This window comes from Pantoea dispersa (genome assembly GCF_019890955.1).
Lineage (GTDB): Bacteria > Pseudomonadota > Gammaproteobacteria > Enterobacterales > Enterobacteriaceae > Pantoea > Pantoea dispersa.
The window spans coordinates 2,031,319-2,043,124 of sequence record NZ_CP082346.1 but is presented as its reverse complement, the minus strand read 5'-3'; the positions used below and the strand labels follow the sequence as shown (position 1 = coordinate 2,043,124).

Here is an 11,806-nt window from a genome sequence, read left to right as displayed (position 1 = left end):
GCGCGTTAGCCAAGGCCGATGAAGAAGCCGGCAATGGTGGCGCTCATCAGATTGGAGAGCGTTGCGGCGATCAGCGCGCGCAGGCCCAGCCGCGCGATTTCCGGGGTGCGCTCTGGTGCGACGGCAGAAAAGGCCCCGACCACCACGCCAATCGAACCAAAGTTAGCAAAGCCGCACAGGGCGAACGAGACGATGGCGATGGTTTTGCCGTCGAGCGCGCCTGCCTGATGCAGATAAGGTGAAAAGCTAATGTAGGCGACAAACTCGTTCACCACCAGTTTCTGCCCTATCAGGCTGCCCGCCAGCGCCGCATCGTGCCACGCCACGCCCATCAGCCACGCCAGCGGGGCCAGCGCGAAGCCGAGTATTCCCTGCAGGCTGATGTCGCCGTGACCCAACCAGCCGCCGATGCCGCCAAGTATGCCGTTGAGCATCGCGATGATACCGACAAACGCCATCACCACCGTCGCCAGACCGGCGGCTATTTTCATCCCGGTAATCGCTCCGCTGGCGGCGGCTTCAATCAGGCTGCGTGCCGGCGTGTCGCTAAACGACAGGTGGGTAAAAGTCACCTGCGACGCTTCCGTTGCCGGACTGAGCAGCCGGGCGAACAGAATGCCGCCAGGAATGGCCATCAGCGAGGCGGCCAGCAGATATTCAATCGGTACCCCCAGCCCGGCATAGCCGAGCATAGTGGAACCGGCTATTGAAGCCATGCCGCTGCAGATGGCGGTGAACAGTTCGTTGCGATTGAGACGGTTGACGAAGGGTTTGACGATGGCCGGGATCTCATTCTGGCCGAGGAAAATGGTGGTGACCGCCACGAAGGATTCGATCTTACTGATATTAAGCGCGCGCTGAAAGATGCCGCCCAGCAGGCGAATGATGGCGCCCATCACGCCAAGATAGTAGAGCACGCTAACCAGCGCGGTGATAAAGATGATGGCCGGCAGAACGTGAAAAGCAAACACAAAGCCGGCGCCGTTAAACACCTTGTCCATTTGTGGTCCGGCCAGCGCGCCAAATAGAAACGCGCTGCCCGCATCACTGTAAGCCAGCGCCTGATGCACGCCGCTGGCGACTTTTTCCGCCAGCCATTTGCCCGGCGGCAAATAGAGGATCGCGCCGCCGAGGGCAATCTGAATCAGTAACGCGGCACCGGTGGTGCGCAGACTGATGTGTTTTTTATTTACTGACAGCAGAAACGCGATCGCCAGTAATACCACCATACCCAGAACACTTCTCATTATATCCATCATGATATTTCCTGATGTCAGCCTGGTGAGGTTGCATAGCGGTATGGGCGACCACTTTCTGCCCATATTGTGGGGTTAAAGGATTAGCGGTACCTGCGCACGCAGTCTTCGACTAAATCCCAGAACCAGGCGGTATCCAGCGTGATGCCCACTTTGGTGTTTGCCGGTTTCCCCAGCACGCCGAGCGCATCACACACCGTGCGGCCATAGCAGGGACCGCTGTTGACATCGATTTCGACAAACATCGGCTGAACGTTGAAGGCATCCGGATTGATCAGATAGGCGACACAGGTGGCGTCATGCACCGGGCCGCCCGCCAGACCGTAATTGTCGTGCTGGGTTTTCAGCGTAAAATTCATCATGTCGCTGAACAGCTTTCCGGCCGGGCCGCCGGCCTTTTCCATGCGGGTAATGATGTCCGGCGTGCACACCGTCTGGTGCGTTAAGTCGAGGCCCATCATCACCAGCGGGGCGCCGGCGGTAAATACCACGCGCGCGGCTTCCGGGTCGGCAAAAATATTAAACTCCGCCGACGGGGTAAAATTACCGGTGCCGTAAGCGCCGCCCATCAGCACGATTTCACGGATTTTAGGAATGATTTTCGGCTGCATGCGCATCGCTACCGCAATATTAGTGAGCGGGCCGACCGGCACCAGCGTGATATCCCCGTCGCTGTTCATCAGCGTATCGATAATAAAGTTCACCGCGTGCTTTGTTTCCGCTTTACGCTTCAGCGGGCCGAACACCGGGCCGTCAAGACCGGTTTCGCCGTGAATATTATCGGCGACGATCTGCTGGCGCATAATCGGCTGCGGCATGCCGGCATAAACTGGCGTGTCGATATTCAGCGTCTGGCAAACGTTCAGGCCATTAACCAGCGTTTTGTCCAGAATTTGATTGCCCGCCACGATACTGATGCCGAGTAATTCAATCGCCGGATGTTTTGCGGCCAGCATGATGGCGATGGCATCATCATGACCGGGATCACAGTCCAGAATAATTTTACGTGCTGTCATGGTTTACTCCTCAGCTTCTTTATTTATCACCTTAATTTCATTGCAGAAATTTTCCGGTGCGGTAGGGTAGAGGCCTTCACCTTAGCAGCGGCGTGACACGCCAGAGTATGAGAAATCTCATAGTGGACATCGAATGATGAAAGAAATAAATAATGACGCGCTGAAGCAGCAGTTAATAATGGCGTCCGGCTATTGCGATAAATTTTCAGCCGATGTGATCCCGCACACACATTTATTTCATATTCTTGCCGGGGACTATATTGTGCGCGAGGGGACTCTGCCGGCGTATATGTTTTATCTGGCGCGCGGTCGCACCAAACTGTATGTCACACTGGCCAATGGCCGTATTTCGCTGGTGGATTTCTTTAATGCGCCCTGTTTTATTGGCGAGATTGAAGTGCTGGATGAAACGCATGCTTCACGCGCGGTGCAGGCGATTGAAGCCTGCTGGTGCCTGGCGCTGCCGGTGAAAACCTGCCGCACGCTGTTGTTAAATGATGCGCAGTTCCTGCGCCACGCCTGTCTCGGTTTAGTGAAAAAGAATTTCCGCAATATTGTCACCTCAACGCGCAATCAGGCGTTTCCGCTGGTTAACCGGCTGGCGGCCTTTATCCTGCTGACCCAGCATGATGGTGTGTATAAAGAGAAGCATACGCAGGTGGCGGAGTACCTTGGCGTGACCTATCGCCACCTGCTGTATGTGTTTGCGCAGTTCAGCGCAGAAGGGGTGCTGCGTAAGCAGCAGGGGGGTTATGCGATCGGTAACCGCGCGGCGCTGACGGCCTTAGCCGAAGAGATGGAGCCCGGCGCAGCGCTGCCGGGTCACTGAGTTTATGCGCCCTGGCGGGTGGCCGCCAGCACGATCTCCCGCACGCAGACCGACTGCGGCTGCGAATAGGCGTAATCGATGGCGCTGGCCACGTCGTCTGCGCTGAGCACCTTGCCGCCCATTTCGGCTTTCCACGCGTGATAACCGTCCTTGATTGCTTCGCTGGTGGTGTGGCTCAACAGCTCGGTTTCAACTGCGCCCGGCGCGATAACGATCACGCGTACATTGTGCGGCGACAGATCTTCGCGCAGGTTCTCTGACATGCCATGCACAGCGAATTTAGTGCCAACATACACTGCGTGATTAGGAAACGTCTTCCGTCCGGCCACGGAGCTGATATTAATGATCGTGCCCCTTTTACGGTCAATCATGCCTGCGATGACCGCCTGCACGCCATTGAGCAGGCCTTTCACGTTGACGTCGAACATCTTATCCCATTCGCCGGCATCCTGTTGTTCAATCGCGCCGAGCAGCATCACGCCCGCATTGTTAATCAGCGCATCAGCCGGGCCAAACTGCTGCTCAGCATCCTGCACTGCGGCGGAAAATGCGTGGCGATCGGTCACATCAACCGCGCGGCACAGGGCGTTGGGCAGGTTCAGTGCCGTCATACGATCGATACGGCGAGCCAGCAGCAGCAGGGCATGTCCACGCGCCGAAAGCAGTTTCGCCGTGGCAAGACCGATACCGGAGCTGGCGCCGGTGATAACGATTAAGGGTTTAACATTCTGCATCATAATGACTTCCTCATAGATAAAATTAATGGCGAAGCTGAGGCGTGCACTTTAAATCGCGCGGCAATTGGTGAAAAATGGTTTATTTCTTTCGCCGATATAATGATTTTCTATGGATAAGCGACAGCTAAAAGCTTTTATCTGCGTGTTTGAGGAGCGCAACATCACGCGCGCCGCACAGTTACTCAATCTGACGCAGCCCGCGCTCTCGGCCACGATCAAACTGCTGGAAGAGGAGCTGGCCACCACGCTTTTTATCCGCAGGCCGCGCGGCGTGGAGGTCACGGAGGACGCTCGCGTCCTTTATCCGCAGGCGCGCAAGATGCTCAGCGATATGCAGGCGCTGGTCACACGCTTTCGGCAGCCGTCGGATTGTCTGCCGCTGAAGATTGGCGTCGAAGGCGATGTCGCGCCCGCCCAGCTGGCGCAACTGTTGACGGCCATCCGGCAACATTTTCCCACGGTGCTGCTTAGCGTCGAGCCCGGTTGCGTGGGCGATATCCGGCTGGCGTGTGAAAGCCTGCGCTGCGAAGACGAGCTGTTTATGCCGCTGTTTGAAGAGCACTACGTGCTGGCGTATCCCGCCAGTCATACGCTAAGTCAGCTGGAGACGCTGACCCATGACCAGTTGCATCCGCTGCCGTGGGTGATGGTGCCGACTGATGAGTCGCATCAGCGGCTGCTGCCGTTTTACGGTGCGGGTGCGGCCGCGGCCAACGCCGGCAGCTACGCGCTGGCGCTGGATCTGGCGGAAGCCGGCTTTGGCGTCACCATTGCGCCGGCGCCGCTGGTTGCCGCGCGGCATCGCCTGGCCTGGCGCGCTTTACCCGGTCAGCCGCTGATGCGGCGTGTCGGCATTTGCTACGCGGTTCAGGCGCAGGCCAATTCGGCGGTAGAACGGGTGCTGGCGCACTTCAGCCACGGCACGCCTTTGCGTACTCCGTGATAGATCCGGTGCGCTGCCGGGCGCACCGGTTCAAAGCAGATTAGCGCGGGTTCATCATGTCAAATATGGCGTCAAAATTGCCGTCGCGTTCGGCCCAGCGCCGCGCATGGTCGCGCTCCAGCAGCAGTTCGCCTCGCGCGACCGGACCATTTTCCAGCATCTGCAGAATCTGCGCGATATAGTCTTCCAGCGGCATGGCGCGGGGATCGCTGAGCTGGTGATCACCGGTCAGCGCCGTCTGTAAATACGGCGGCAGCATTTCCAGCACCTCGACCGGGGTATTACGCAGCTGATGACGCAGCGAAACCAGCCAGGAATGCAGAAAGGCTTTGCTGGCGCAGTAGGTGGGAAAACTGGCCAGCGGCATGAAGGCCAGCGCGGAACTGGTTGCCATCAGCGTGGCCTGCGGCTGACGGCGCAGCAGCGGCAAAAACGCGGCGGTGACGCGAATCACACCGAGGATGTTGGTCATCACGATTTGCTCAGCAATATCACTGGTCCATTCGTCTGCCGTCACCGTTTCCGGCTGCGAGATACCGGCGTTGGCGATCAGCACGTTGATATGCGGGAACTGCGCGTGAATCGCCGCGGAACAGCGGGCGAGGGCGGTGGCGTCATTAACGTCCAGAGCAAAACCGGTAATGGCCGGGCGCTGGGCGGTGATCTCATCGAGCAGCGCCTGACGTCTGCCGGTGATAATGACGCGGTTACCGCGATCGTGAAAAACCTCGGCCAGCCGGCGGCCAATACCGCTGGTTGCACCGGTGATGAGCAGGGTGTTGTTGGTCAGTTTCATAGTGTGCCTTGTCAGTCAGAGAATGAAAGGCCACGTGCAGTGATGCACTGCTAGCGATCCCGATAAACAGGATGCGTAGAAAGCGTGAACGATGCCGTGGCGCTGTTCCGGATTTCCTCTGCGCAGAGGCCCATTCCGGTTCAGGGCGCGTTGGATGACGGTAACGCCTACGGCAAGTCAGAAGTGAGATGCGCGCTTACTATATAGCGAGCCGGGGAGGGATGTCTATCCTGTCGTCCTGTTCCTGCAGACTGTGGCGTTTCGTTTTCTGACCATGATCAGTTATGCTGATTTGTATTAAAAATCATAAAGGAATTATAAAGTGCGCACCCGCGATTCAGCTCGTTTGCTTATTATAAATCCTCTTAATCAGGTTTTATTATTCTGGTTTAAGCATAAAAATAATGCCCTGTCAGGCAGAGAATACTGGGCCACACCCGGCGGAGGCGTTGAACCGGGAGAGACTTTTGAACAGGCAGCCATCAGAGAACTCAGAGAAGAAACAGGCTTTTATGTCGATGATGTGGGTCAGCCGTTAACTAAGCGCATTTTTGAAATGACGCTTCCCAGCGGTGAGGTGGTTTTGGCAAATGAGCGATTTTATTTAATTAAAGTTGGAGATGAAGATATCCGTACCAGTGGTTGGACTGAAAATGAAAAGTCAGTCATTGATAGTTATCACTGGTGGGATCTTACTGAGCTGCGAAACACTCGCGACGTCGTTTATCCAACAAATATTGCTGATCTCTGCGGGTTGCCAGATTAATCACGCGACGTGTCATAGCGTTGAGCGTGTGAATCTATCATTGCCGCTTTCAAATGGAATTTTATTGCAGATGATAAGAGCATGTTCAGTAGAGCAGACGCAAGCTCAGGAAAGCAAAGTTTGAAGCATGAACTCACGGCAATGCTTGCAGAATTTATACAGGTATTTCAGGATTTTCAGCAGGTAGCCTAAAGCGGCCTGGTCAGCTTAGCTCACAGCGATCAGGTCAGCTTTGCCCCTGCGATCAAATGGCGCATAATGTATATTATGTTAAATAAGATATCTGATCACGTATCTCAATCTTTCAGTTTCGCCCTTCACGCCTCTTACCTGTCCCACCGGTCTGTTTGGTAGACACTACTGCGTTATCCTGGTGCGCATCAATGCGCACCCTACAAGAACGCTACGCGAAGACTTCCCGGTTATCCCTCAGCGCTTTGTCAGATTTCACGTAGCGCGATCGGTCTGTTTGCTGAATATCGCGACGTCATCCTGGTGCGCATCAATGCGCACCCTGCAATGCCTCGCCGCACTGCACAATCGCAGGGTCGCCATTCATGGCGACCGAACCCGGCGCCGTCAGCGGATTGCCACCCTCATTTATCTTTAAAATAATCTTCCGGCATTTGTCCCGGCGGCATGTTGATTACGGCATCATTATCCGGACCTTCATTCTTCATGTAAGTCACTTTGGCAAACTCAGGAATCACTACGTACGGATATGCAGGCCCTTCATCACGGAAACGATGCATATCTTCGATAAATTCATTCTGATAGCAGATGGTTTTTTCCGGATGCTGTCCTTCGCCGGCAATCCACTGCGGGAAAAAGATGGTGCCGTGAATCACCTTGCGGTTGATATCAAACAGCAGACTGACGCAGGTGCCGGTCGGCTCGTGCCAGTCGACTTTATAAATGCCCGGTGCAAACTGCACCGCATTCATGCTTTGATTGGTCACCCAACGGCCACCAACCAATCCCTGATGGATACGATAATCACAGGTCGTCGCGTTGCGCGCGTACCACTCATATTTCCAGCCATTATCATAGGTATAAACGAAATGTGTCCCGACAAACGCAGACAAATCTTTGGAAAATTCATCCGTTATCATGGTGTTATCCATTATTTTACCTCATCAGCAGTTTGTTGAAGCAGGAATAGTAAGTTATAGCGCCTGTGAGAAAACCAGACGGCAAATTAACAAAAAAATCCGCTTCCTGAGCGTGCTGCCGGCTTGACAGCGCCCGTCCCCTGCTCTTTTATCTCCTCTGCACGCCGGGCCAGCTGTCGCTGTTACATTCTGAAGGCGTCGTCTGGTCGTTTTCCTGCTAAATCTCGCTGCAATCTTTGCAACAGCGAGGTCAAACGTTCGGCGATGTAATCGGTAAATTCTGCACGTCCCAGCGTTCTGGCAAATACCTGCTGGGGTATGAAACGGCGCATCTCGTTGTAAAAACGTCCGTCTTTGACGATGTTTTCGATACCAGCCAGTCGTTGTTTTAATAACTTTTCATAGTCAGGAATCCGGTAATCCTCGATTTTTTGCCAAATCCAGCCCACATCATACGCAGCGCCTTGCTGCATCAGCCACGGTAAATCCCAGACATCGCGATAACGAAGATATTTGGTGGTCGCAACCAGAGAAATAAGCTTATCACTCATGATTTCGTCGAGACTTTCACACATCACCAGCGTATCGCTGTAGCCATCCGGCAACACCGGATAATTGCGGCTCAGCGGCAACGGTTTGCGACTGTAAGCGGGAATATTAGCAACTTCGACTTTGATGGGTTGCTTAGGCATATCGCGTTTTTCGGGTGCTGTCGTCACGGAGACCTGCCATTTATCGACCCTAATCTCTTCATAGCCGGGCTGGCGGCGAAGTTCTGCCGGCTCTTTGACCGTAACTTCTAAACCGTAACGCGTGCCGAGATAGTCTTCGATACAGACCTTCATGTTTTTTAAATCTGCACCGGAAAAGTTGATGCCGCCGGCGAAATCCAGATCCTCGCTAAACCGATTGCCGTCATAACATAGCCGCAAAGAGGTACCGCCCTGGAACGTCAGATTTTGCAGCAGACCCGCTTTATCCAGACAGTAAAGGATGTCGTAGTGTAAAAGCTCTTTTTCCACTACGTTACGCATACCCTCGAGTTGCGCTGAAGCCATGGCCTTAGCGACCAGTTCAGTGAAACTGACTTTCTGATTCATCGTTCGTTTCCGCCTCATCAATCAGATGCGTATTACGTCCCACCCGACGTAAATCGCGCAGTGCGGCTTTTTTGGTTGCCAGGCGCAAAGGCGACTCGCCCAAAATGGTGTCCTGCAAAATTTGTTCAGGCGATCGTTTGGTATGCGTGAATTCGATCACGCCATAAGGCGTAATGTGTTCTTCAGAACGGCCCGTGGTCATAACGGTAAGACGCCCCATCGGGATTTGTGAAATTACACCGTAAGCCGATAACGCCGATTCCAGGCTCAGGTAACTGTATTCTCCTCTGCGCAACGTCTGTACGATTCTTTCCAGCGTGTAAGCGTCTTTACTTCTCGCATAGGCGTAAACATACACGCCACGGCTGGCGCGCTGCAGGATGCCGTCCTTCACCAGACGGTTCAGGCCAGCATTGAAAGCCTTGTCACTGTCGTCATAAAAGACTTTGGCTAAATCACGCACAGCAAAGACATAGCGCCCCTGCCTGTCAAACGCGTTAAGCCGCTCGATTGCCGTCATTTTGTTCATATAAGTCTACGGGAAAACCACATTTATAGAGTATTCATGTGTACATGATTTGCCCTGCACTTTCAAGTGCACATGAATACCAGTAAAAAGTAGTATTCATGTGCACTTAATCCACCTGCTTCAAATCGGACAACTCTCCGTGCGTGTTACCAAAATCGCATGCCGGTTAAATGCAGGGTTCTGGCGATGCCACCGACAGCGATCAGCGCCAGCACAATGCCCAACCCCGCCATCGCTTCAAATCCAAGGTGCCTGAACAGCAGATAACCGACAACGCAGCCGGAAAGAAATGAGAAGATCGTAACCAGATGAGTAAAAAGCACGGTTCGATGGCCATCGCGATCGGCGGCCTCGCTTTGACTGAAGGATGCGCGCAGCCAGGAGCCTAACGCGATGCCGGCGTCGGTCAGTGTGCCGGTCACGTGCGTGGAGCGAACACGACCGGAAGAAAGCTGGGTCGAGGTTGAGTTGTGGATGCCCATCAGCAAACTCAGCGTAACCAGAATTTCGCCGTTGTTTCGTTCGGAATACCACAGGATTTCTACCAGGGAGGTCAGCAGCAGGAAAATACCCTCGGCCAGCAGCACCAGACAGTAAACGGTGCGCAGATTCCGCTTCAGGCCGTAAGCTACCGTCAAACGCGCCAGCATGGCACCGCAGACAAAAGCAAAAATCAGCACGGCCAGAAACAGCAGATCGTGCAGGTCAGAACCATTCACCTCTGCCGAAATTTGCGAGGTATTGCCGGTCATATGGGAAGGGAAAAAACCAAATGCGCCAAACGCCATGGCGTTGAGGATACCGGCCGTGGTGGCCAGCGTTAACGCCAGCAGGCGGTCTTCGCTGTGAGAGCGGATTTTCTTCTTGCGCAACAGCATAATCTATTCAGCACTCCTTTGAGAGATTCTCGGGTTGGTCGGGTCTCATCCTTATCAAGCATAGCGGCTATGCTCCGACTCACGGCTAATCCTCTGCTTTTATTACTTTTAAATCCTCCGCTGCCACATCGTGTCGCTGTCATTTTTTTGTCATTTCCACGTCAGCGGATTGTTGGTCCCCGGCGCTTACAGTGGTGCATGAACCCCGATTAATTATGAGGACCGATCATGACATTACGCAAAATCACGGCGCTGACGGCGCTGGTAATCTCTGCCCTGAGTGCCGGACTGGCGCATGCCGACAGCGCTGCCGCGCCGCAGGAAGTAAAAAATATTGTGCTGGTCCATGGCCTGTACGCTGATGGATCCAGCTGGGGCAAAGTCATCCCACTGTTGCAGGCGAAAGGTCTGCACGTCACCGCGGTACAAAACCCAACGACGTCGCTGAATGATGACGTGGCGGCGGTGAAACGCGCGCTGGCACAGCAGAACGGACCGGTGATTCTGGTTGCGCACTCCTACGGCGGCATGGTTATCAGTCAGGCGGGCGATGAACCTGAAGTGAAGGGGTTGGTATATATCGCGGCGCGCGCGCCGGAGGCCGGTGAAGATTATCCGGCGCTCACCAAAAAGTTCCCTGCGGCACCGGTTGCCGCTGGCCTGAAGTGGCGTGACGATGGCTTTGGAGCGCTCAGTGAACAGGCGTTTATCCACGACTTTGCCGGCGATCTGCCAGAAAGCGAAGCGCGGGCTTATTACGCCGTTCAGCAGCCGATGGGTAAAGCCATTACCCAGGCGAAAACCAGCGTGGCGGCCTGGCATAGCAAACCGAGCTGGTATGCGGTGTCGACGGAGGATCACACTATCAATCCGGATCTGCAGCGCTTTATGGCGAAACGCATGCATGCGCAGACCATCGAACTCAAGGCCAGCCATGTGTCGCTGATTTCCCAGCCGCAGGCGGTGGCGAACCTGATCATGAAAGCCGCGCACGTGCCGGGGTATTGATCGCGCCCTTGCCGGGTGCATGTTTGATAGCGGCGCAATTTATTGCTTGCTAAATCGCGCCGCTACCAGGGGGGCGCGCCCTGCCTTATGAATGCGCTGGGGCACTCTTCATATCCAGTTCATAAACCACACAGGGCTGGTCGTAATGCTGCTCGATACCGCGATAGCGCATACCCAGCCGCTGCATCACCCGGTGGGAAGCAAGATTTTCCGGATGTGCCACCGCCACCAGATAATCCACGCCAATCTGCCCGGTAGCAAACCGCACAATCGCCGTGGCGGCTTCGGTGGCATACCCTTTCCCCTGACTGCTGCGCAACAGTCGCCAGCCAATTTCCAGCGGCGCCTGTTCCTGATGGGCCAGATGCTGCAGACAAGCCGCTCCGACGATGTCATCGCTGCTCTTCTCGCGCAGCGCCCACCAGGAAAAACCATAGCGCTGCCAGCGTTGCTGCACGCGCTCAATGGTCGCCAGCGTCTCGTCCTCGCTCTTCACCTGTCCCTCATTGATATAACGCATGATTTCCGGGTCATCATCCATCGCGCGCAAGCCGGTGAGGTGGCTTAGCGCAAAGGGTTCCAGTCGTAAGCGTTCTGTTTCAATCACTGCCTGCATGATTCCCTCCCCGGGTTGTCCTGATCGCCACAGTTAGTGGGTCTGTAGTTAGCGCATCATCGCCTTTGTGCGCGTCCGTTACCGGCCAGGCTCCTGACATTAACGGACAACATTGCCAGCGTCATCACAATTTCCAATGACCGGTCAGCTTGTAACCTTATCAACCTCGTGACAATATCGCTACATGTATATACATGTATGTTTCGTGACATTTACTACT

The 11,806-nt window shown here is 54.8% G+C and carries 13 protein-coding genes; 4 read left to right on the top strand and 9 right to left on the bottom strand.

Annotated features, from left to right (window positions below; translation table 11 throughout):
- Positions 1 to 5 precede the first annotated feature (5 nt).
- Both K7H94_RS09420 and rihB read right to left on the bottom strand, forming a co-directional pair.
- Positions 6 to 1,256: a NupC/NupG family nucleoside CNT transporter gene (locus K7H94_RS09420; RefSeq protein ID WP_222952038.1), complete on the bottom strand. Its 1,251-nt coding sequence runs from the start codon at positions 1,254 to 1,256 to the stop codon at positions 6 to 8.
- 83 nt (positions 1,257 to 1,339) lie between these two features.
- On the bottom strand, positions 1,340 to 2,272 hold the full coding sequence (rihB, locus tag K7H94_RS09415; RefSeq protein ID WP_222950939.1) for a ribosylpyrimidine nucleosidase: 933 nt from the start codon (positions 2,270 to 2,272) through the stop codon (positions 1,340 to 1,342).
- A 136-nt stretch (positions 2,273 to 2,408) separates the two neighbouring features.
- On the opposite strand from rihB, the gene yeiL reads away from it, so the two are divergent.
- Positions 2,409 to 3,101 (top strand): transcriptional regulator YeiL, encoded by a 693-nt coding sequence (yeiL, locus tag K7H94_RS09410; RefSeq protein ID WP_058780660.1) that lies wholly within the window; start codon positions 2,409 to 2,411, stop codon positions 3,099 to 3,101.
- 2 nt (positions 3,102 to 3,103) lie between these two features.
- Here the strand turns inward: yeiL and K7H94_RS09405 are convergent, their stop codons facing one another.
- Positions 3,104 to 3,838 carry an SDR family oxidoreductase gene (locus K7H94_RS09405; RefSeq protein ID WP_222950938.1) on the bottom strand — a complete coding sequence of 245 codons (735 nt, stop codon included), beginning with the start codon at positions 3,836 to 3,838 and terminating at the stop codon, positions 3,104 to 3,106.
- Between the two features lie 109 nt (positions 3,839 to 3,947).
- On the opposite strand from K7H94_RS09405, the gene K7H94_RS09400 reads away from it, so the two are divergent.
- Positions 3,948 to 4,781, top strand: a complete 834-nt coding sequence (locus tag K7H94_RS09400) for a LysR family transcriptional regulator (protein WP_222950937.1) — start codon at positions 3,948 to 3,950, stop codon at positions 4,779 to 4,781.
- A gap of 40 nt (positions 4,782 to 4,821) precedes the next feature.
- Here the strand turns inward: K7H94_RS09400 and K7H94_RS09395 are convergent, their stop codons facing one another.
- Positions 4,822 to 5,577 carry an SDR family oxidoreductase gene (locus tag K7H94_RS09395; protein ID WP_215480315.1) on the bottom strand — a complete coding sequence of 252 codons (756 nt, stop codon included), beginning with the start codon at positions 5,575 to 5,577 and terminating at the stop codon, positions 4,822 to 4,824.
- Positions 5,578 to 5,899: 322 nt separating this feature from the next.
- On the opposite strand from K7H94_RS09395, the gene K7H94_RS09390 reads away from it, so the two are divergent.
- Positions 5,900 to 6,343, top strand: a complete 444-nt coding sequence (locus tag K7H94_RS09390; protein WP_222950936.1) for an NUDIX hydrolase — start codon at positions 5,900 to 5,902, stop codon at positions 6,341 to 6,343.
- Positions 6,344 to 6,939: 596 nt separating this feature from the next.
- Here K7H94_RS09390 and K7H94_RS09385 read toward each other — a convergent pair.
- The 4 genes from K7H94_RS09385 to K7H94_RS09370 form a co-directional block, all read right to left on the bottom strand.
- Positions 6,940 to 7,455, bottom strand: a complete 516-nt coding sequence (locus tag K7H94_RS09385; RefSeq protein WP_058758650.1) for a phenolic acid decarboxylase — start codon at positions 7,453 to 7,455, stop codon at positions 6,940 to 6,942.
- Positions 7,456 to 7,637: 182 nt separating this feature from the next.
- The gene (locus tag K7H94_RS09380) at positions 7,638 to 8,555 is read right to left on the bottom strand and encodes a nucleotidyl transferase AbiEii/AbiGii toxin family protein (protein ID WP_222950935.1); all 918 of its coding nucleotides are present in this window, start codon (positions 8,553 to 8,555) and stop codon (positions 7,638 to 7,640) included.
- Positions 8,530 to 9,084: a type IV toxin-antitoxin system AbiEi family antitoxin gene (abiEi, locus tag K7H94_RS09375; protein ID WP_021506034.1), complete on the bottom strand. Its 555-nt coding sequence runs from the start codon at positions 9,082 to 9,084 to the stop codon at positions 8,530 to 8,532. The genes K7H94_RS09380 and abiEi overlap by 26 nt, the downstream gene beginning before the upstream one ends.
- Positions 9,085 to 9,230: 146 nt before the next feature.
- A complete protein-coding gene (locus K7H94_RS09370; RefSeq protein ID WP_058758557.1) occupies positions 9,231 to 9,962 on the bottom strand; it encodes a YoaK family protein in 732 nt (243 codons plus the stop codon).
- Positions 9,963 to 10,190: 228 nt separating this feature from the next.
- Here K7H94_RS09370 and K7H94_RS09365 point away from each other — a divergent pair, with 228 nt between their 5' ends.
- The gene (locus tag K7H94_RS09365) at positions 10,191 to 10,970 is read left to right on the top strand and encodes an alpha/beta hydrolase (protein ID WP_058774676.1); all 780 of its coding nucleotides are present in this window, start codon (positions 10,191 to 10,193) and stop codon (positions 10,968 to 10,970) included.
- A gap of 85 nt (positions 10,971 to 11,055) precedes the next feature.
- On the opposite strand, the gene K7H94_RS09360 is transcribed toward K7H94_RS09365, so the two are convergent.
- Positions 11,056 to 11,586 carry a GNAT family N-acetyltransferase gene (locus K7H94_RS09360; protein ID WP_222950934.1) on the bottom strand — a complete coding sequence of 177 codons (531 nt, stop codon included), beginning with the start codon at positions 11,584 to 11,586 and terminating at the stop codon, positions 11,056 to 11,058.
- Between the last annotated feature and the right edge of the window lie 220 nt (positions 11,587 to 11,806).

Bases quoted from the DNA above. Each gene is read 5' to 3' on its own strand.
- abiEi (WP_021506034.1), bottom strand. From the start codon at position 9,084: ATGAACAAAATGACGGCAATCGAGCGGCTTAACGCGTTTGACAGGCAG.
- K7H94_RS09365 (WP_058774676.1), top strand. From the start codon at position 10,191: ATGACATTACGCAAAATCACGGCGCTGACGGCGCTGGTAATCTCTGCC.
- rihB (WP_222950939.1), bottom strand. From the start codon at position 2,272: ATGACAGCACGTAAAATTATTCTGGACTGTGATCCCGGTCATGATGAT.
- K7H94_RS09400 (WP_222950937.1), top strand. From the start codon at position 3,948: ATGGATAAGCGACAGCTAAAAGCTTTTATCTGCGTGTTTGAGGAGCGC.
- yeiL (WP_058780660.1), top strand. From the start codon at position 2,409: ATGAAAGAAATAAATAATGACGCGCTGAAGCAGCAGTTAATAATGGCG.
- K7H94_RS09385 (WP_058758650.1), bottom strand. From the start codon at position 7,455: ATGATAACGGATGAATTTTCCAAAGATTTGTCTGCGTTTGTCGGGACA.
- K7H94_RS09395 (WP_215480315.1), bottom strand. From the start codon at position 5,577: ATGAAACTGACCAACAACACCCTGCTCATCACCGGTGCAACCAGCGGT.
- K7H94_RS09420 (WP_222952038.1), bottom strand. From the start codon at position 1,256: ATGGATATAATGAGAAGTGTTCTGGGTATGGTGGTATTACTGGCGATC.
- K7H94_RS09405 (WP_222950938.1), bottom strand. From the start codon at position 3,838: ATGATGCAGAATGTTAAACCCTTAATCGTTATCACCGGCGCCAGCTCC.
- K7H94_RS09370 (WP_058758557.1), bottom strand. From the start codon at position 9,962: ATGCTGTTGCGCAAGAAGAAAATCCGCTCTCACAGCGAAGACCGCCTG.
- K7H94_RS09360 (WP_222950934.1), bottom strand. From the start codon at position 11,586: ATGCAGGCAGTGATTGAAACAGAACGCTTACGACTGGAACCCTTTGCG.
- K7H94_RS09380 (WP_222950935.1), bottom strand. From the start codon at position 8,555: ATGAATCAGAAAGTCAGTTTCACTGAACTGGTCGCTAAGGCCATGGCT.